This window comes from Mucilaginibacter gynuensis (assembly GCF_039541195.1).
Lineage (GTDB): Bacteria > Bacteroidota > Bacteroidia > Sphingobacteriales > Sphingobacteriaceae > Mucilaginibacter > Mucilaginibacter gynuensis.
In genome coordinates this window covers 15,216-33,957 of sequence record NZ_BAABFT010000025.1, presented here as the reverse complement: position 1 = coordinate 33,957, position 18,742 = coordinate 15,216, and the positions used below count along the sequence as shown (strand labels likewise).

Annotated in this window: 19 protein-coding genes; 5 read left to right on the top strand and 14 right to left on the bottom strand. The window is 43.8% G+C overall.

Annotated elements, in window-relative coordinates; genetic code table 11:
- Window positions 1-24: 24 nt before the first annotated feature.
- From ABD894_RS26470 to glmM, 3 genes are all read right to left on the bottom strand, one after another.
- Entirely contained in the window at window positions 25-555 is a 531-nt protein-coding gene (locus ABD894_RS26470) for a hypothetical protein (RefSeq protein ID WP_345214115.1), read from the bottom strand.
- A gap of 124 nt (window positions 556-679) precedes the next feature.
- Window positions 680-1,816, bottom strand: coding sequence for a cysteine desulfurase family protein (locus ABD894_RS26465; protein WP_345214114.1), 1,137 nt, complete (start codon window positions 1,814-1,816; stop codon window positions 680-682).
- An 84-nt stretch (window positions 1,817-1,900) separates the two neighbouring features.
- Window positions 1,901-3,289 carry a phosphoglucosamine mutase gene (gene glmM / locus ABD894_RS26460; RefSeq protein WP_345214113.1) on the bottom strand — a complete coding sequence of 463 codons (1,389 nt, stop codon included), beginning with the start codon at window positions 3,287-3,289 and terminating at the stop codon, window positions 1,901-1,903.
- 120 nt (window positions 3,290-3,409) lie between these two features.
- Here glmM and ABD894_RS26455 point away from each other — a divergent pair, with 120 nt between their 5' ends.
- The gene (locus tag ABD894_RS26455) at window positions 3,410-3,973 is read left to right on the top strand and encodes a phosphatase PAP2 family protein (RefSeq protein ID WP_345214112.1); all 564 of its coding nucleotides are present in this window, start codon (window positions 3,410-3,412) and stop codon (window positions 3,971-3,973) included.
- Window positions 3,974-4,684 (top strand): ZIP family metal transporter, encoded by a 711-nt coding sequence (locus ABD894_RS26450; RefSeq protein WP_345214111.1) that lies wholly within the window; start codon window positions 3,974-3,976, stop codon window positions 4,682-4,684.
- 159 nt (window positions 4,685-4,843) lie between these two features.
- On the opposite strand, the gene ABD894_RS26445 is transcribed toward ABD894_RS26450, so the two are convergent.
- From ABD894_RS26445 to nusB, 8 genes are all read right to left on the bottom strand, one after another.
- Entirely contained in the window at window positions 4,844-5,293 is a 450-nt protein-coding gene (locus ABD894_RS26445; protein ID WP_345214110.1) for a MarR family winged helix-turn-helix transcriptional regulator, read from the bottom strand.
- 32 nt (window positions 5,294-5,325) lie between these two features.
- Window positions 5,326-5,487 (bottom strand): C1orf53 family protein, encoded by a 162-nt coding sequence (locus ABD894_RS26440; protein ID WP_345214109.1) that lies wholly within the window; start codon window positions 5,485-5,487, stop codon window positions 5,326-5,328.
- 2 nt (window positions 5,488-5,489) lie between these two features.
- Complete coding sequence (locus tag ABD894_RS26435; RefSeq protein ID WP_345214108.1) at window positions 5,490-6,428, bottom strand: MBL fold metallo-hydrolase; 939 nt, start codon at window positions 6,426-6,428, stop codon at window positions 5,490-5,492.
- Entirely contained in the window at window positions 6,428-7,027 is a 600-nt protein-coding gene (gene coaE / locus ABD894_RS26430; protein WP_345214107.1) for a dephospho-CoA kinase, read from the bottom strand. Before coaE ends, ABD894_RS26435 begins: the two co-directional genes overlap by 1 nt.
- The gene (locus ABD894_RS26425; RefSeq protein ID WP_345214106.1) at window positions 7,027-7,974 is read right to left on the bottom strand and encodes a CdaR family protein; all 948 of its coding nucleotides are present in this window, start codon (window positions 7,972-7,974) and stop codon (window positions 7,027-7,029) included. The genes coaE and ABD894_RS26425 overlap by 1 nt, the downstream gene beginning before the upstream one ends.
- A 66-nt stretch (window positions 7,975-8,040) precedes the next feature.
- Window positions 8,041-8,334: a preprotein translocase subunit YajC gene (gene yajC, locus ABD894_RS26420; RefSeq protein WP_345214105.1), complete on the bottom strand. Its 294-nt coding sequence runs from the start codon at window positions 8,332-8,334 to the stop codon at window positions 8,041-8,043.
- Window positions 8,335-8,363: 29 nt separating this feature from the next.
- Window positions 8,364-8,828: a DUF1573 domain-containing protein gene (locus ABD894_RS26415; RefSeq protein ID WP_345214104.1), complete on the bottom strand. Its 465-nt coding sequence runs from the start codon at window positions 8,826-8,828 to the stop codon at window positions 8,364-8,366.
- Between the two features lie 62 nt (window positions 8,829-8,890).
- The gene (gene nusB, locus ABD894_RS26410; protein WP_345214103.1) at window positions 8,891-9,838 is read right to left on the bottom strand and encodes a transcription antitermination factor NusB; all 948 of its coding nucleotides are present in this window, start codon (window positions 9,836-9,838) and stop codon (window positions 8,891-8,893) included.
- A gap of 553 nt (window positions 9,839-10,391) precedes the next feature.
- On the opposite strand from nusB, the gene ABD894_RS26405 reads away from it, so the two are divergent.
- Window positions 10,392-12,176, top strand: a complete 1,785-nt coding sequence (locus tag ABD894_RS26405; RefSeq protein WP_345214102.1) for an ABC transporter ATP-binding protein — start codon at window positions 10,392-10,394, stop codon at window positions 12,174-12,176.
- A 229-nt stretch (window positions 12,177-12,405) separates the two neighbouring features.
- Window positions 12,406-12,726 (top strand): DUF3276 family protein, encoded by a 321-nt coding sequence (locus ABD894_RS26400; protein ID WP_345214101.1) that lies wholly within the window; start codon window positions 12,406-12,408, stop codon window positions 12,724-12,726.
- A gap of 382 nt (window positions 12,727-13,108) precedes the next feature.
- Here ABD894_RS26400 and mgtE read toward each other — a convergent pair whose 3' ends face one another.
- Window positions 13,109-14,482, bottom strand: a complete 1,374-nt coding sequence (gene mgtE, locus ABD894_RS26395) for a magnesium transporter (RefSeq protein WP_345214100.1) — start codon at window positions 14,480-14,482, stop codon at window positions 13,109-13,111.
- 200 nt (window positions 14,483-14,682) lie between these two features.
- Between mgtE and ychF the strand changes: the two genes are divergently transcribed.
- Window positions 14,683-15,786, top strand: coding sequence for a redox-regulated ATPase YchF (gene ychF, locus ABD894_RS26390; RefSeq protein WP_345214099.1), 1,104 nt, complete (start codon window positions 14,683-14,685; stop codon window positions 15,784-15,786).
- Between the two features lie 276 nt (window positions 15,787-16,062).
- Here the strand turns inward: ychF and ABD894_RS26385 are convergent, their stop codons facing one another.
- On the bottom strand, window positions 16,063-18,240 hold the full coding sequence (locus ABD894_RS26385; protein WP_345214098.1) for a M56 family metallopeptidase: 2,178 nt from the start codon (window positions 18,238-18,240) through the stop codon (window positions 16,063-16,065).
- Window positions 18,237-18,605, bottom strand: a complete 369-nt coding sequence (locus tag ABD894_RS26380) for a BlaI/MecI/CopY family transcriptional regulator (protein ID WP_345214097.1) — start codon at window positions 18,603-18,605, stop codon at window positions 18,237-18,239. The genes ABD894_RS26385 and ABD894_RS26380 overlap by 4 nt, the downstream gene beginning before the upstream one ends.
- Window positions 18,606-18,742: the final 137 nt, after the last annotated feature.

Genomic DNA, 18,742 nt, shown 5'->3' with positions numbered 1-18,742 from the left:
ACCCCCCTTCAGGGGACTGGGGGGTTATATTCCCTCCGTACCCGGCTCATGGCCTAACATACGGCCGGTTGTGCGGCCATGCGGACGGCTGCTGAAATCAGCTTTCGCGGGGCCTTCTGACGGAAACTCATGTGGGTTTGGCGGAGTAACGTCGGTTTGCTCGCTGTACGAGGCATCGTTACCTTCCTGGGGACGACTATATTCACGTGTTGAAGGGAAACTTGTGCTTTCCTCGCTTGCCTCACGCTCTTCCGGTGTTTCATTCGGATCAGGATCTACCGATTGTGGTGCCAGGTGGGCCTCGAAATCCTTGTCTTCATCTACATCGCTTTCTTCGTCGTCAATATCGTAATTCAAATCATCGTCGGTGAGGGTGTTATCATAACCATCATCATCGATATTATCTTCTTCTATTTCATCGCGGTCGACGCCGTATTCATCATCTTCGTCGCCGAAATCAGATGCCCTGCCGCTATTAGTTAAACCATTTTGGTTATCGTTATCATCGAACAAATCTTCCCGATCGTTCAGATTATTTTCTGTTATCGCTATCATAGGTTTTGTTTTAATTGTTAATTAATAAACCCATAGCAATAGCCTATTGTTTTTATTATTACAAAAAACAACGCCTATTAAAAGCCTCTATACGGCTCATCAGAAAAATGAAAAAAAGACGTTCTTAGGCGTTCACCAGGCAAACTTCGCGTACTTTGTTCACCGTGTAATCAATCTCTTCTTTAGTGTTATACTTAGAAAAAGAGAAACGAACCGACGGCCTTGTAGGGTTAGCGCCAATAGCATTAAGTACGTGCGAACCAATATCGGTACCCGAACTGCAAGCACTGCCGCCCGATGCCGAAATACCCGCGATATCCAGGTTAAACAACAGCATATCGGCCATATCCATTTCCGGGAATGATACGTTAAGCACAGTGTACAAGCTCTTTTCGGGCGCTGTTTCGCCATTAAAGCCAATGCCCGGTATTTCGTGCTTCAGCTTATCTATCATGTAGGTTTTAAGGCCTTGAATATGTTGCTGATGTTGTTCCATTTCGGTGTAGGCCAGTTCGAGCGCTTTGGCCAAACCAACTATACCATATACGTTTTCGGTACCACCGCGCATGTTACGCTCCTGCGATCCGCCGTAAATCATCGGACTGATCTTCAGTTTATGGTTCACATGTAAAAAGCCGACACCTTTAGGGCCGTGCAACTTGTGTGCCGCGCAAACTAAAAAGTTAACCTTAAGCTTGCTCAAATCGTGCGCGTAGTGCCCCATAGTTTGCACTGTATCGCAATGGAAGATGGCGTTATATTGCTCGCAAAGGTTACCTACCTGCTCAATATCGGTAAGGGTACCAATTTCATTGTTAGCATGCATTAAGGATACAAACGTGCGCTCGTTTTGCTGTAACAGGATTTCGAGGTGTTGGTAATCGATATTACCTTTATCGTCGGTATCAACAAAGCTTAGTTTGATAACGCCCGCTTTTTGCATGGCTTCAAGCGTATGGATCACCGCGTGATGCTCCAGTTTGCTGGTAATGGCATGTTTAATACCATGATCGGCAATGCCGCACCTGATGGCTGTATTATCTGCCTCGGTGCCGCCACTGGTAAAAAATATTTCGGCAGGCGATGTATGCAATAAATTGGCTACTGTTTTGCGTGACCTTTCGATAAGCGTACGAACCTCGCGCCCGTGAGCATGAATAGATGATGGATTACCATAGTGGTTTTCCATTACTTTGTACATTTCCTTTAATACTTCAGGATCAAGCGGCGTGGTAGCTGCATTATCAAAATAAACACGCATTTTTAGTCAGTCAATTATGTGAGAGTTAATATAATATTGAACCAGTTAGCTTACAATAGGGGCCTAATCCTACTGCAAACAACACTAATTCAGTTGTAAAATTTCCTTTATATCGCTAATGATCTTGTTGGCCAGGTTATTGGCAACCGTTTCTGAATTACCTTCCGAATAAATGCGGATGATAGGTTCAGTGTTTGATCTGCGCAAATGTACCCATTCTTTGTCAAATTCTATTTTCAATCCGTCAATTGTGGTATGCGGCTGACTTTTGTATTTCTCTTCTACCTTCAGCAATAACGCGTCGATATCCATCTCCGGTGTCAACGTGATCTTGTTCTTCGAGATGAAATAGTTCGGGTACGAACTCCTCAATACCGATACCGGCTTGTTGTATTTTGCCAGATGGGTCAGGAATAGCGCGATACCTGCCAGCGCGTCCCTGCCGTAATGAAGTTCCGGGTAGATTACTCCCCCATTACCTTCGCCGCCAATTACCGCGTTGGTTTCCTTCATCTTGTTCACCACGTTTACCTCGCCTACTGCCGCTGCATGGTAGGTTCCGCCTGCTTTTTCGGTGACATCTCTTAGCGCTCTTGTGGAGGACAGGTTGGATACCGTATTGCCTTTAGTATGCTGCAGTATATAATCTGCTACGGCTACTAATGTATATTCTTCGCCGAACATGCTGCCGTCTTCGCATACAAAGCACAGCCTGTCTACATCGGGGTCTACCGCTATGCCCAGGTTTGCTTGTTTCTTGGTTACTTCCTGCGATAACGCGATCAGGTTTTCCGGTAATGGTTCCGGATTATGAGGAAATTCGCCATCGGGTTCACAATAGAGTTCGTGTACCGTATTTACACCCAATGCTTTCAGCAGTGCCGGTACAAAGATGCCGCCGGTAGAGTTCACACAGTCGATCACTATTTTGAAGTTGGCTTTCGCTACCGCTTCCTTATCTACCAGTGGCAAGGCCAGGATCTGGTCGATGTGTTTTTGAAGGTAAGTATCGTCGTTGGTTACCTTGCCCAGGTTGTTTACATCGGCATAGGTAAAATCGCTGTTCTCGGCTATTTCCAGTACTTCCTTACCATCGGCATCGTTAATAAACTCGCCTTTTTCGTTCAGCAGTTTCAGCGCGTTCCATTGTTTGGGGTTATGGCTGGCGGTTAATATAATGCCGCCTGCCGCCTGTTCCAGCGGAACGGCTATTTCTACTGTTGGCGTAGTGGATAGGCCAAGGTCTACCACATCTATGCCTAAGCCCTGCAATGTGCCGATCACCAGGTTGTTTACCATAGTGCCCGAAATGCGGGCATCCCGGCCCAATACTATTTTCTTTATTCCTGTTCTTTTTACCGCCCAGCTGCCATACGCTGATGTGAATTTTACGATGTCTATGGGGGTTAGGCCGTCTCCTGCCGGACCGCCTATGGTACCGCGGATGCCTGATATTGATTTGATTAACGTCACAACGATTATATTTGCGCCAAAAGTAAAGATATTTAAACGATAGCAGGGTAAAAATAGTGTTGTTTTAACCAGCATTTTAATGGCTATATTTGCGCTCGCTTTTTAAAAAACAAATACCCAATGCCCGACCAGCTATTACAATTCGACCGGCATTTTTTTTATTTTATTAACCATGATCTGGGCAATGCTTTTTTTGACTGGATTATGCCCTATATGCGTAATCCAAGGTTTTGGATACCGCTATATGTTTTCATCATAGGCTTCTGCATATACAAGTTTAAGAGAACCGGTGTGATCATCGTATTAATGCTGGCCGCCAGTGCAGGCGTTGCCGATTTTACCAGCGCGAGCATTATTAAACCGGCCATAAAGCGTTTACGGCCATGCAACGACCCTATTGTATCGCAAACCGATGTGGAGCGTATTCCCTGCGGATCTGGCTACAGCTTCCCTTCAACCCATGCCGCCGATCATTTTGCTATGGCTGCTTTTTTAAGCCTCGTTTTCAGCAAACGCTGGCGCTGGATATGGCCGCTTACTATGATATGGGCCGGCATAATATGCTTTGCACAGGTATACGTGGGCGTGCATTACCCCATTGATGTTACCGGCGGAGCCCTGTACGGTTTATTGGTTGGCTTTGCCCTTGCCCTATTATTTAAGAAATTACAACCTAAGTTTTAAATGACCGCCTGGCAAATCATATTGTTATTTTCGAGTGCCTTATTGGGTGGTTTAAGCGTGTTTCTGTTTAAGGGCAATAACCATAAATTGCTTAAACTGGTATTATCCTTTAGCGGTGCCTATCTGTTCGGCATTACTGTTTTGCACCTGATACCTGATGCTTATCATGGCAACGATAACCTGGTTGGGGTATTTATATTAGTCGGTTTTTTGTTCCAGATATTGATGGAACAATTTTCGGACGGTATTGAACACGGACATATTCATACGCACAATCACGGGCATGTGGTGTTTCCGCTGGGAATTATGATCAGCCTTTGTCTGCACGCCTTTTTAGAAGGTATGCCTATCGCCGAAGGGCATCAGAAACAGCTTATATTCGGCATTGCCCTGCACCATATACCTGCGGCCTTCGCTCTGGGTAGCGTTCTGTTAGGTAACGGACAAAGCCGCAATAAAACTATCTTTTATATCACCCTGTTCGCCGTTATGGCCCCGGCAGGTTATTACTTCAGCACAGCTTTAAGCAACGGCGATATCGGCAACCTGCAACAGTATTTTAACCGCATAATGGGTGTAGTGATCGGTATATTTCTGCACATTTCAACCACCATCCTATTCGAATCAAGTGCCGACCATAAATTTAACCTCCGTAAACTGGTAGCAGTATTGTTAGGTGTTGGGATAGCCTTGGCAGGGTTTCTTTTGTAGAGGCTGAAAGCGAAAAGGTGAAAGGATAAAGGTGAAAGGTAAAAGCGTACAGCTGAAAGACTAAAGCTAAAAGCTGACAATCGGATCAATAACTTTAAAAGAAACCTTTCAGCTTTAACCTTTCTCCTTTTACCTCAAGAAGCCTTTCAGCTTAAAAAACTATCCTCTCAACTTATCCAGCAGGTCACTTAAGGTGCCGGCTTCTTCTTCGCTGAGGTTGCTGCGTAAAAGATCTTTGGCTTTGAAGTCAACATCCATTTTTGAGAGTATGGCGAGGCCTTCTTCGCTGATGCGGATATCAACGGCGCGCCTGTCTTTAGAGTTGGTGCAGCGTGATACCAGGCCCTTTTGCACCAATCGATCTACAATGCGCGACGCGTCGGACATTTTATCGATCATGCGGTCTTTAAGCAAATTGATGGTTGCTGGCTTAGGGTATTGCCCGCGTAATATCCTCAATATATTAAATTGCTGCACGGTAAGATTATACTTCTCGAAATGCGGGCGCATGAAATTGCTCATCCAGCCGGACGTATAAGAAATATTGATAGTTACCTTATGGTAATTATCTTCAAAATTGGTGGTTTGTATTTCGTCTTCGATACGCATAAATTATATAAATGCCTGAAATGCAAATATGTTTATAATTTTTTTATTTGTTTGGTTTGTTTTGGTTTACCGTAATCCCAGGGGCAATGCAGGCATTTATTTTTGCAGCAGTAGCCTCTTTTTAAATGGTACTCGCGGGTAAAAACAAAATTACCCTCCTCATTTATGTAATAATCAACGTTTTCAGTTAACATTATCAACTCAGCAATTTAACAAAAATATCATTATTAAAATGATTTTTTAAATGCCTGCCGTCGCCGTGCAATGTCCATATCTGGCTTGGCTGCACCTGCTTTACCGCTTCGAGGATATCGTTCCAGTCGGCATGATCGGATATGAAGAGCGTATCCTGCTTATTTACCTGCAAATTTTTCCAGCCCGAAGCAAACAAGCGCTTTACATCCTTTGCCCGCGCATAACTATCAAACGTAAAAGGCGGCACTATATAAACAAAGCCCCCCTGTTGCTTCATCAGCTTACGGCCATATATCTGGTACTTACCCGGCTTGTAGCCCATACGCTCGTAAACCTGGTTTATAGGCATAATGCGGTGATGTACCAGTATCGTTTTCTGCGGAGCATGTTCGGTTATCAGGTTAATAAGCCGTTGGCTTTTACCTAAGCTGTAAGCCCCCAGCATAATATTGAGCGAAATATCATTCAGCTTTTTTATTTCGACTACCGGATCGGGGTGTAAAACTTCCGGATCGGCAAAGGTGCTTTCGGTGATCAGTACATCGGCTTTTGCCCATTCTATTGGTTCGCAAGTAGCATCGGGCTGTATCTTGTAGTCGCCAGTGTACAGGTATTTAGTGCCCTGATATTCCATCAGCACCTGTGCCGAACCCAGCATATGCCCTGCCGATATAAATGTGACAGCCACCCCTCCTACTACAAAACTTTGATGATAGGCGGCGATATTAAATACTTTAGCGGCATTTTTAGCATACCGTAACTGCATAAACGCTGCTGTGGCTTCGGTGCAATAAACCTCGTTATTACTGGCTACGGCATGGTCGGCATGGGCGTGTGATATTACGGCATGGGTTACCGGCACCTGCGGGTCGAGATAGAAATCACCGCATTTACAGTATAAACCGTTGGTATTGTAAATCAAAAAATCGTCGAGGATCATTAAACTTTTACGAGAGATAAGAATTTGTTGTGCAATGCCAGCACCTGCGGAATCACCAGTTGCGAGTCGTCGTTAACGATCACCTCATTGGCCATCTTCAGCTTTTCCGCTTCCAGGAACTGACGGGCATCGCGGTTGAGCACTTCATCGTGCTGTAAATTATCGCGCTGCATTACCCGTTGTATCCGTGTTTCCAGCGGGGCGGTAACCAGTACAGTGGCATCACAATCTTTATACGAGCCGCTTTCAAACAATATGGCGGCTTCTTTAATAATGTAGGGCACTTTACCCTCAAACTGCAAAATACGGGCATCAAAAGCCCTGAAAACTGCCGGATGTACCAGCGCGTTAAGTTTGGCCAGTTCGGAAGGGTTGTTGAACACTAGGCCCGAAATATGCTTGCGGTTGAGGCTGCCATCTTCAAAGTAAGATGCTTCGCCGAATGTTTCCTTAATCCCGGCAATTAACTCGGCATCGGTGGTCATTACAGCTTTAGCTTCGGTATCCGAATAAAATACGGGGATGCCCAATACTTCAAATATTTGCGCTACGGTGGTTTTTCCGCTGCCTATGTTACCGGTGAGGCCTACTTTCAGCATTATTTTTTTATAATAAAATCAACATTGGCAGGCTCTATCTTTACAATACGGCAATAGGGGGGCAAGCGGTTTATTTTTACCGGCAATACATTGTACCCGTGCAAACGCCACAGGTCCAAATCGGCAGCGGCTACGAAAAAAGCCTCGTCGATATTAGGATAATCGTTCAAAGAGGTAACAAAAGTAACCTTAACCTTTTGGGGGAAGATCTTAACGTTGTAATAATTGCTGTTATTGATCACCTTTACGGGCACCTGCAGGCTTTTTTCGGTAAACTCATCAACCGGTATTTTTACCTGTACCGTTTTAGGGTAAACGCTCATGTTGCCTTCTTTTACCGGTTGCAGTTTTAGCTGCCCCTGTAGCGTTTCGTTGATATCTGTACCCCTCAATGTATCGGTTTTCCAGTATTCAATTTTACTGATCACCTCGCTTGGGCCGCTTACAGTTACTTCGCTTGGCTTTATCTCAATATCATCCGACTGAAAATATTGCTTTTCGTATTTGATAGACTTCACCAGCTTTACCGGCACTTTTTTAAACCTGCGGTTCGAGAAATCGAAGTACAGCGTATCCGGATCTATACCGACTATCTGGCGGTTTTCGGCTTGTTTTTTATTAATGGCGAACAGTTGCGTGCTCAACACCACATAATTGCGTTTATCCAGTGTTTGCAGGTCAATATCCAGCGGTTTAGAGTCGTCGGTAAACCTCGAAAACAGCATTTGCCAGCCAGTGCCATGCACCGTAGCGTCTACCGTATCAGATTGCAACTGATGGAACGATTTCTTTTGCGGACTATTTTTATAGCTGATCACCTTGCGGATAACAAAATCGTAAGGGTTAGAGAGCACAGTAAACACCCAGGCTACAATAGCCAGTGCCAAACAGCTTGCAAACGCGGTAAGCCGTCTTCGTTCTACAGGTGATAATTTTACTATTGCCATGCCATTAAACTACAATGCCGCTCAATTAATACAATTGAACGGCATTATAAAAATAATGTTTTTTTATTAAGATTTAGCTACAACAGGCGTATTAAGCGCTTTTGATGCCTCTAAAGAGATAGCTACCTTATCAAATTTAACCTTAACACCGTTATCAATTTCGATGATGAAGGTAGTTTCGCCTACTTCAAAAATTTTACCATGTATGCCTGAAGTGGTAACAACTTTGTCGCCTTTTTTTAGTTCTTCAACATATTTTTTTTGATCTTTTTGTTTTTTTACCTGCGGACGGATCATAAAGAAGTAAAATACCAGGATGATCAATCCCATCATTATCAACTGCGGAGTTTGGGTACCCATTGCTTAATTTTTATTTTATTAGTGTGTAATTATTTTTTCGCTACAACCTCACCTACCAAATGCACTACAGTTTGTGCAGGTACGGTATTGGCAGTAACGGTTATCAGTTTATCTTGCACGCCTACTTTGTTGGCACTGTTAAAAGTAACTTTAATAACACCACCGGCATTAGGCGCGATAGGCGTTTTTGGCCACTCAGGCACAGTACAGCCACAACTTGCAACAGCGTTGGCTATAATTAGCGGCGATTTACCTGTATTGGTAAATTTGTATTCGTAATTCACTTTTTCGCCTTCGGTTACCTTACCAAACTGGTACATGGGTACTTCAAACTGAATTACCGGTGCCTGTGCAGAATCAACCGGGGCAGAGGCGGCAGTAACACCGTTAGTTGCAGTGGTATCAGCAGCGCTTTCGCTGTTATTTGTTTTTGATTGATTACAAGCTGCTAAAATAACAGTGGCGGCAACCAGGCTTAAAAATATCTTTTTCATAGTATATATTACGTTTAATTAAATGGCTTTATTTTGGCAATAAAGCTATTAATTTTCAGCAATTACTCAATCAGGCCCCTGCCAAACTTTTTGATCTTGTTTTCGGCTTTCAGTTCGGCCAGTATCTTATCTAAAATACCGTTGATGAACGAATTACTTTTAGGGGTACTGAACTCTTTAGAGATCTCCAGGTACTCATTAATAGTAACCTTTACCGGTACCGAACTAAAATTGATAAACTCGGTTAAGGCCATTTTCATCAGCAGGGTATCCATCATGGCTATGCGCTCGGGCTCCCAGTTTTGGGTTTTGGCGGCTATCATCTCCTGGTATTCGGCATCGTGCCTTACGCATTTGTCGAACAGGTCAATAATAAACTCGCGGTCCTCTTCCCAGTTACCGGTAACCTCGGCCAGCTTGTTCAGCTGCGGCTCATCGTGCGAGAAGTTTTTGAAGGTTTTAGCAATCAAAGCCTGCAACACATCCTTATCAACCGGCCAAACAATAAACTTATCTTCAAAAACCTGCTCGGCTAATGATGATTTAAGGATCACTTTTTTGAAGATAAACTTAATGATATCCTTATCAGAATGCAGGGTATCGTCGGTTTTAGCCAGGTATTCTTTATACTCGTCAGATGCTTTTAAAACATTGAAGAGGGTTTTAGAAAGTTCAGGTTCAAAGCCCCAGTCTATTTTATATTTTTTTATCGCGGCAATGTATTCCTTGTTTTGGCTTAACGAGGTGATGAACCTGTTATCCAAAATTTTAAGGCTGGCGTTAAGATCGTCGGCCGTAGGTAAGTGTTTGTTAGCGCGCTCTTCGGCATCATTGGCAGCAAAACTTACCACTTCCGAAATAAGCGACAGCATCCAGATGTACATTTCGTACACGCTGTCTACACTCTGCAATAAATTTTTCTGGTGTTGTTTAACGTCGCGGTTGCTTGACTGATGGTACGCATACAGGGATTGTAGTACCTTTACTCTTAAGTGTCTTCTATTTAGCATTGTATTGTAAGAACGATGTGCGGTCGAGTTTTGTTGTAAGTATAATGCGATGCAAAAGTAGATGTTTTTTTGATAGTAGCAAAGCATATTTTTATAATGGATGGGAGTGACTGGAGTAACAGACTGGTGCCCATACCCGGCAACTTAATAAGGTTGTTGATAAAATTCGCCCTCCAATTGACTCACCCCGACATCGCTTCGCTCGTCGACCCTCTCTACGCAAGCGTAAAGAGGGTTTTTGTTTTTTTAGCCCTCTTTGCGCTTGCGCAGAGGGCAGGTCCAGCGAAGCGTAGACCGGGTGAGTTAATTATGCGTTTTGCTTAAGGCTATGTTTCCCCGAGGGTGTACCTAAGTGTAGTGGCAGGGGTTATCTGCATAAGCAATCTTCAGTATGGCGAAGAAACCCACCCCTGCCCTCGCACAATCTGCCCGCCCCCTCCAAGGAGGGGAAGCTGAAAACTCTTGTTATTTTGCCTATCACCAATAACTACTCAACACTGACAACTCGCCGCAAAACCGCTTGGCTAAATTGTTTACATTTGCCGTGAGCTTTATGAAACACCTTGCTTACCTGAATAAATTCTTTTACAAATACCGCTGGAGATTAATTCCGGGTATTATTTTCGTGGTGATATCCAATATCTTCGCGGTATTGCCGGCACAGGTGATCCGGGTGGCATTTGATCTTGTTACCGAAAACATTGCCACCTATAAGCTTTATTCGGGTTTTAACAGGCAGCATATCGTGTATGATATCTTCGGTTCAAGCTTGTTCCTTTTTGGGGTGTTGGTGCTGGTATTGGCTTTAATCAGGGGCTTATTCCTGTTTTTTATGCGGCAAACTATCATCCTGATGTCGCGGCATATCGAGTACGATCTTAAGAACGAAATTTACAACCATTACCAATTACTATCGCTGGCCTTTTACCGCCGCCACAACACCGGCGACCTCATGAACCGTGTTACCGAGGATGTGAGCCGCGTGCGGATGTACCTCGGCCCGGGCATTATGTATACCATTAATACGGTAGTACTGTTTGTGCTGGCTATCTACGCCATGCTTACCGTAAACGTGAGACTGGCTGTATATTCGGTGCTGCCCATGCCTGTACTGGCCTTTATTATTTATTATGTAAACAATATCATCAATTACCGCAGCGAGCAGATACAGGAAAGATTATCTTCCCTATCGAGCTTTGTGCAGGAAAACTTTTCGGGTATCAGGGTGATCAAATCTTACGTGCGCGAAGGCTTTGTACGTAAAAGTTTCGCGGCCGAAAGTGAAGATTATAAAAAGCACTCCATGTCGCTGGTGAAGATCCAGGCGATGTTTTTTCCGCTGATGCTGTTATTGGTAGGCCTTAGCAATGTAATTACCATATATGTAGGCGGTGTAGAGGTAATGAAAGGCAATATCACGCCCGGCAATATCGCCGAGTTTATTGTTTATGTAAACCAGCTCACCTTCCCGGTGATGGCACTGGGTTGGGTAACCTCGCTGATACAGCGTGCCGCTGCTTCGCAAAAACGCATCAACGAATTTTTAAAAGAGCAACCCGAAGTAACATCGCCTCATGGCATCAAAAAAACTATAGAGGGTAATATCGAGTTCAAAAATGTATCGTTCACTTATCCCGATACGGGCATTAAGGCTTTGGATGATGTATCCTTTTCGGTTAAACCCGGCGAGTTGGTGGCCATCATCGGGCGCACGGGTTCGGGTAAATCAACCATCGCTAATTTACTGATGCGCATGTATGATACCACAGGTGGCGAAATACGCGTTGATAATACCCTGCTGCAAAATCTCGACCTGAACAGTTTCCGTTCGCAAACCGGCTTTGTACCGCAGGATGTTTTCCTGTTTTCAGATACCATTGCCAACAATATCGCTTTCAGTGCCGATAAGCTGGATATGCCCAAAGTTGAGCAAGCCGCCAAAGATGCTGCCGTATATAATAATATTATTGAGCTGGAGAACGGCTTTACCACCCTCATCGGCGAGCGCGGCCTTACCCTTTCGGGCGGACAAAAACAGCGTGTATCAATAGCGAGGGCCATTATGAAAGGTCCGCAAATTATGGTGTTTGACGATTGCCTTTCGGCTGTGGATACCAAAACCGAAGAAGAGATATTGAACAACCTTGGCCGTGTAATGCAGGGGCGTACAAGTATCATCATATCGCATCGTATATCAACCATAAAAAACGCTGATAAAATACTGGTTATTGATAACGGACGCATAATTGAGCAAGGCAATCATAACGAACTGATGCAGCAAAAAAGCGTTTATTTTGAGCTTTACGAAAGTCAGTTGCTTGAAGAAGAGAATGCCTAACCGGCTGTAATCCTCCAAAAATCACTCTTATTTTATTGTATCCGTCATAAATAACAACCACAGTATTTAAAACACCGTTATCGATTGTTTGCTGAATTTAAGCTTAGCGCATACAATCCGACCGTTGCAAAAGTTTAAAAAAAATGATAATAATGTTATTAAAGTAGTTGTGGATTGAAAAAATATTTATATTTATGCCAGTCAAAACTAAATTACAACACTTATACACATGGGAGATTTTGAAAACAGAGAGCGTGAAGAGGTTTTCTCAAAGAAGGTAAGAGCAGGGAAAAGGACTTATTTTTTCGATGTAAAAGCAACCCGGTCAAACGATTACTATGTAACCATTACCGAAAGCAAAAAGCGTTTGGAGGATGGTGTATTTATTAAGCACAAGATATTTCTGTACAAAGAAGATTTCGAAAAATTTGCCGAAGGTTTAAAAGACACGGTAGATTACATCAAAGCCCACCAGGATGTTCAGGAAAAACGTTATGAATTTAACGAAACCCCTGAAACAGCTCGCGCCGATGAAGATTTCTCCTTTTAATAAGATACTATTATAAACTTATTTTCTTTGTGAAGCCCTGTTAACCGCAGGGCTTTTTTTATTTAATGTAGGTTGGGGTTCTGTAGCCTCACCACTTCTTAGGTGGAGTTGGCGCTTTTATGATGCTCCGTAGGAGCTACCGATTTGTAGCACCGTAATATACATCTTTTTGCCCCGTTAGGCGGCTACACATTCGTAGAGGGGTAACCCCTAACGGGGTAAAACATACCTTTTTATCTTTTCTACAAATCGGTAGCTCCTACGGAGCATCATCATAAATCTTTGTGAAAAAGATGTATGTACAGTAGTTTTAGAGGAAGTTTAGGCGATGAAGAGTGATGCGCTATGCGGCTATTTTTACTTATCTCTAACCCAACTTAATTTACATCATAGTACCCTTCATCAGCATTACTGCTACCGAGAAGTAGATCACCAAACCGGTAACATCTACAAGGGTTGCAACAAATGGGGCCGATGAGGTAGCAGGGTCGGCGCCAAGCTTTTTGAGCAGTAGAGGGAGCATGGAACCCGATAACGATCCCCAAAGCACCACCCCTATCAGCGCTATACCTACAGTAAGGCCAACCAAAAACCAATGCGGACCATATATATTAGAAAACAGCGTCCACACGTAAATACGCATAAAACCGATCACGCCCAGCGTTAGCCCCAGCATAAAACCTGCCAGCAGTTCGCGGCGCATTACACGCCACCAATCGCTCAGGGTAACTTCGCCAAGCGCCATGGCCTGTATAATTAAGGTAGATGCCTGCGAACCGCTATTACCACCGCTGGAAATGATCAAGGGGATAAACAGGGCCAGTACCACCGCTTTTTCTATAGCATGTTCAAAATAGCCCATCGCCGTGGCGGTAAGCATCTCCCCTAAAAACAATATAATTAACCAGCCTACCCGCTTTTTAACCAGGGTAAGCAGCGATACGTCCAAATACGGCTCGTCAAGCGCTTCGGTACCACCTATCTTTTGTATGTCTTCGGTATATTCTTCGTTGGCTATCCAAAGGATATCATCTACCGTTACAATGCCCAGCAAAATATTCTCACTATCAACCACGGGCAAAGCCACACGGTTGTTCATCCTGAATATATTAATAGCATCCTCCTGCGGGTCGTTAGCATTGAGGGAAATGAGGCGCCCGTCCATCAGGTCGCTTATTTTAGTTTCAGGTTTTACCAGTAAGATCTCGCGGATGCGGATATCATCCAGCAATACACGGTTATTATCAACCACGTAGATCACATCAATGGTTTCGGAGTTTTTACCAAAGCGCCTGATGTGCGATAGTACCCGGCTTACATCCCATTCTTTTTTTACGGCGATGTAGTCGGGCGTCATCATACGGCCTACGCTATCCTCTTCGTAACCTAATAAAGAGAGGGCTTCCTTGCGTTCGGCAGGCGGCAGGTGCAGTATCAGTTTGGCTACGGCATCGCCATGCAACTCGCTGAAAAAAGCGGTACGGTCATCGGGCGGCAGTTCGTTAATGATACCGGTTACCCTCTCGCCCGAAAGTTTTTTGATGATACGCTCCTGTTTTGGAAAATCAAGAATGCGGAATACATTTACAGCGCGGTTAAGCGACAGGGTTTCAATAAAACGGGGGCCATGTTCCGGAAGTTCATCTATCAGCTCTTCAACATCTGATATATTTAGGTTGTTCAGATATTCACGTAGTGCTTCTTCATTATTCTCCTGCTCCAGCAATTCCGCTACTTGGTCAACCATTTCTTCCATAAAACTCCCCTGTTACATATTTAACTTCTGTTTGCTTTTATGCCCGCAAAAGTCGTTTATTTTTTCAAATTACAAGGCAACTTTTTTCTGTTATCTTTGCGCGAATTTAGTAGATAGCCGCAAGCCCGTAAGCAGCAGTGTTAAACCATTGCAACTATGGCTTATTAAGTGCTAACTACACACAACTTTATACATAAAAAATGGGTTTACAATGTGGTATAGTTGGTTTACCAAACGTGGGCAAATCAACACTTTTTAATTGCTTATCAAACGCCAAGGCACAAGCTGCCAACTTTCCGTTTTGCACTATTGAGCCAAACGTGGGCGTAATTACCGTGCCCGATGAGCGCCTTACAAAACTCACCGAAATAGTTAACCCTAAAAGCATTGTACCCAATGTTATTGAGATTGTTGACATTGCCGGTTTGGTAAAAGGTGCCAGCAAAGGCGAAGGTTTGGGTAACCAGTTTTTGGCTAACATACGTGCTACAAACGCCATTATCCACGTGTTGCGTTGCTTTGATAACGATAATGTGATACACGTTGACGGCTCGGTTGATCCTATCCGCGATAAAGAGATCATTGATACCGAATTGCAGTTGAAAGATCTGGATTCGATAGAAAAAAAGATCCAGAAGGTAGAAAAAATGGCCAAAACAGGCGGCGATAAGGAAGCTAAAAAAACTTATGACGTGCTTACGGTTTACAAAAACCACCTGCTTACAGGCAAAAGCGCCCGTACTGCCCCTGTTGAAGAAGAAGATAAAGAATACATCGCCGATATTTGGCTGCTTACCGCCAAACCGGTAATGTACGTTTGTAATGTTGACGAAGGTTCGGTAGCTACAGGTAACGCTTACGTTGAAAAAGTAAAGGCCGTAGCTAAAGAAGAAGGTGCCGAGGTACTGGTTATTTCCGCGCAGATAGAAGCCGAAATTGCCGAACTGGAATCGTACGAGGAACGTCAGGAATTTTTGAATGACCTTGGGTTAACAGAATCTGGCGTAAACAAACTGATTAAAGCGGCTTACCGCTTGCTTAACCTGGCTACCTACTTTACCGCAGGTGTGCAGGAAGTACGTGCCTGGACCATCACCCAGGGTTTTACCGCGCCACAGGCAGCAGGTGTTATCCATACCGACTTTGAGAAAGGTTTTATCCGTGCCGAGGTGATCAAATACGAGGACTTCGTAAAATTCAACGGATCAGAAGCTGTGATAAAAGAAAATGGTAAAATGGCCGTAGAAGGCAAAAGCTACATAGTGCAGGATGGCGACATTATGCACTTCAGGTTTAACGTATAGTTGCTGAGAAGTAAGAATTAAGAGTCAGGAATCAGGATGAGTTGCATCGTTTTGGTTCCTGGCTTTTTTTGTTTTTTGTCATTGCGAGGTACGAAGCAATCGCGAACTATAAAGAGCAGATTAAAACGCTACGAGATTGCTTCGTACCTCGCAATGACAAATTCAAGGTTTCCGACTATAGAACCTGAATAAACAACAAGAGGCGGGATGTCCCCGCCTCTTGTTGTTTATTACCTGTTGTCTTGTTTCCTAATTCTCAATTCCTGAATCTCCCCCTCATGCTTTCTCGTAAAATTTATAGAACACATCCGGGTTTTTGATACCGTAGTTTTTAATATCGGAAGATAGCGATACCCAGTTATTTACCGTGTATTCTTTAGCGCCTGTTTTCACTTCGTTTACAAAGCGGAAACGTACGTGGTCGCCTTGCTCAATACCGTCGAAGGTTGGTGCATTGGGTTTTATGTTGAACTTTATTTTGTAGCCGTTCACCACTTCAACCACGGCGCTTTTCCATTTTCCGTTAGGATATTTTTGGATGGCTGTTACCTGCCCGTCGGTAAAACGTACTTTGTTAACTTCGTACAAGAACGGGTATTGGGGTATTTTATCGGCTTCAACCAGTTGAAATATCTTTTCACCGTTTTTAACTATACTGGCCGGCTGTATATCTACCGGTTTACCCTTACCGGTAACTGTACTAAAGGCGGTAAGCGTTATCATATCGCCGATTTTTAGCTCGCCTTTTAATTGCTTTTCCTGCCCGTATTGGGTACGCATGGTATACTCGTAACCGCCGGTGGTTAATTTATAGCCCGATGCCTTGCCATGCGGCCCTACACTATCATATTGGCCTGTTACTTTATACTGCTGTGCTTTGCCGAGGACAAGATTAGAGGCTGCGGTTTTTTGCTTAAACTCGGCAGAGTTTTTAAACACCTCGGTTTCGGCAGTACTTTTTAAATAAGCAGACGAGCGCTTTACTTTTTGCCTGTACTTAGTAGTATCGGTAGTAAAATAAAAGAAGTTGTTATACCCTTTAAGGTCTACTTTCAAATCCGTGCTTTTATAGCTTACGTTACCTGTACCAAAGTTTTTAATGGCGTTGGCTTTTACTATTTCTTCAATTTTAGCCATGTCCGCTTCGGTATACAATTTATTATCTACCACATAGGCCGGTATTTCGCCTGTTTGCAAATCATTGCTCATACCACCACCCGATGGCATGTGGAATATTACTTTATCAAACTCGGTACCGTCGTTATTTTTTAAACGCAGGCGGGTGTAAAACTGTCCTTCGGGAACGGCGGCTTCCTTAATGAGGTTTCCTTTTTCAATGGCCGTCATTTTTACAATTTTGCCGTTCGTTCTTATCTCCACCACGCCATCTTTACCCTTAGCGCCGTATTTGGTATCCTTGCCCGCAGCTGTAATGCTGGATGATGATATGCACGAGCCGCTGATGGTGTACAATAGTTCGTCGCTGTATTCCTTACCCTGGATAATTACCAGCGGGTGCGGACCCAGTTTATCCAACTTGCCAACGGCACTGATACGCTGCTGTTGCTGTTTACCGTTATCGGTTTTAAAATTGGCGAAGGCCAAACAGCTTACCACTGCCACCGGCAGCATAAGTACGTAAATTAACTTTTTCATATTTGATGAGGGTTTGTTGAACAACATACTGATGCGCATTTTAAGCGGCACCTTACTAAAACTGTGGTATAACAGGTTGTTATCGGCAATTGAAAGCCGGAGCAGTAAATTGGCATACATGCCTTTATCGGCATCGCGGGCGGCTATTTGATCTACCTCAAACTCGTGGTTTTCTTCTATAGAACGGATGTAAGCGTAAACAAAGGGATTGAACCACAGAATGATCTGCACCAAACGTACCAACAACCTGTCTGCCGAATGGAAGAGCCTTACATGCAGCATTTCGTGCGCCAGTATCTGCTTAATCTCGTCGGCATTAAGTTCATCGTCGTTTAAAAACACGATGTTCATGAATGAACTATTGGTACCCTTGCCCCTGCTTTTAAGCACCTTTACATTACCTATCTGCATCAGCTTTTCACCACGGGTGCGTATAGCAAACACCACCAGGGTGATCAGCAATTGCGCCATGGAAGCTATCGCTGCCGCGTAATAACCCATTTTGATCCACTCCATCCAGTTAATACCTTCCTCTGCCGCAACGGGCGCGGTTACTGTAATTTGCTGCTGCACCTGCGGGGTCACATATTGCTGCATAATGGGTTGTTGCACTATTACTTCGGGCACGGCACTTACGGGTATACTAAGCGCCGGTATTACAAAGCTTAGCGCCAGCGAACCTATCAAATACCAGCGGTTAAGCGTGAAGAACGTTAACCTGCGCAAACATAAAAAGTAGAACAGGTAGAACAGCCCGGTACAGGCCGATACCTGGAGCAGATAAATGAGTGTTTTCATTTTGAGGTGTTTGGGTTGATGATATCCTGTATCTTCCTGATCTCGTCTTCGCCGAGTTTTTGCTCTTTTACCATAAATGATAACAGGCTTTCGGCCGAATTATCAAAATAGCCCGACAGCATTTTTTTGAACGACACCTTACGGTAATCGGCTTTTGAAATAAGGGCGAAGTATTCGTACGTTTTACCATAGGCCTTATAGCCCACATATCCTTTTTTTTCGAGCAGCCTCACTACCGATGATATGGTATTGTAAGGCGGTTTAGGGTCATCGGGCAGGGCTTCAATAATATCTTTTACAAAGGCCTTTTTTAGCCTCCACATCACCTGCATAATATGCTCTTCGGTTTTGGTTAACTCTTCCATACAACAAACCTATAACTAAATTTTCAGTTTTACAACTTATTTTTCAGTTATATAATTTATTATTCAGTTTTCAGGTTGAAATGAATTAAAAACGGCGGTCATTTTGGATACAACAAAAACCAAAACGGCTACACTCC

What these genes read in the sequence shown, in the direction of transcription:
- ABD894_RS26470 (WP_345214115.1), bottom strand. Translation starts at nt 555, where the DNA reads ATGATAGCGATAACAGAAAATAATCTGAACGATCGGGAAGATTTGTTC.
- ABD894_RS26465 (WP_345214114.1), bottom strand. Translation starts at nt 1,816, where the DNA reads ATGCGTGTTTATTTTGATAATGCAGCTACCACGCCGCTTGATCCTGAA.
- ABD894_RS26455 (WP_345214112.1), top strand. Translation starts at nt 3,410, where the DNA reads ATGCCCGACCAGCTATTACAATTCGACCGGCATTTTTTTTATTTTATT.
- ABD894_RS26450 (WP_345214111.1), top strand. Translation starts at nt 3,974, where the DNA reads ATGACCGCCTGGCAAATCATATTGTTATTTTCGAGTGCCTTATTGGGT.
- ABD894_RS26445 (WP_345214110.1), bottom strand. Translation starts at nt 5,293, where the DNA reads ATGCGTATCGAAGACGAAATACAAACCACCAATTTTGAAGATAATTAC.
- ABD894_RS26440 (WP_345214109.1), bottom strand. Translation starts at nt 5,487, where the DNA reads ATGTTAACTGAAAACGTTGATTATTACATAAATGAGGAGGGTAATTTT.
- ABD894_RS26435 (WP_345214108.1), bottom strand. Translation starts at nt 6,428, where the DNA reads ATGATCCTCGACGATTTTTTGATTTACAATACCAACGGTTTATACTGT.
- coaE (WP_345214107.1), bottom strand. Translation starts at nt 7,027, where the DNA reads ATGCTGAAAGTAGGCCTCACCGGTAACATAGGCAGCGGAAAAACCACC.
- ABD894_RS26425 (WP_345214106.1), bottom strand. Translation starts at nt 7,974, where the DNA reads ATGGCAATAGTAAAATTATCACCTGTAGAACGAAGACGGCTTACCGCG.
- yajC (WP_345214105.1), bottom strand. Translation starts at nt 8,334, where the DNA reads ATGGGTACCCAAACTCCGCAGTTGATAATGATGGGATTGATCATCCTG.
- ABD894_RS26415 (WP_345214104.1), bottom strand. Translation starts at nt 8,828, where the DNA reads ATGAAAAAGATATTTTTAAGCCTGGTTGCCGCCACTGTTATTTTAGCA.
- nusB (WP_345214103.1), bottom strand. Translation starts at nt 9,838, where the DNA reads ATGCTAAATAGAAGACACTTAAGAGTAAAGGTACTACAATCCCTGTAT.
- ABD894_RS26405 (WP_345214102.1), top strand. Translation starts at nt 10,392, where the DNA reads ATGAAACACCTTGCTTACCTGAATAAATTCTTTTACAAATACCGCTGG.
- ABD894_RS26400 (WP_345214101.1), top strand. Translation starts at nt 12,406, where the DNA reads ATGGGAGATTTTGAAAACAGAGAGCGTGAAGAGGTTTTCTCAAAGAAG.
- mgtE (WP_345214100.1), bottom strand. Translation starts at nt 14,482, where the DNA reads ATGGAAGAAATGGTTGACCAAGTAGCGGAATTGCTGGAGCAGGAGAAT.
- ychF (WP_345214099.1), top strand. Translation starts at nt 14,683, where the DNA reads ATGGGTTTACAATGTGGTATAGTTGGTTTACCAAACGTGGGCAAATCA.
- ABD894_RS26385 (WP_345214098.1), bottom strand. Translation starts at nt 18,240, where the DNA reads ATGAAAACACTCATTTATCTGCTCCAGGTATCGGCCTGTACCGGGCTG.
- ABD894_RS26380 (WP_345214097.1), bottom strand. Translation starts at nt 18,605, where the DNA reads ATGGAAGAGTTAACCAAAACCGAAGAGCATATTATGCAGGTGATGTGG.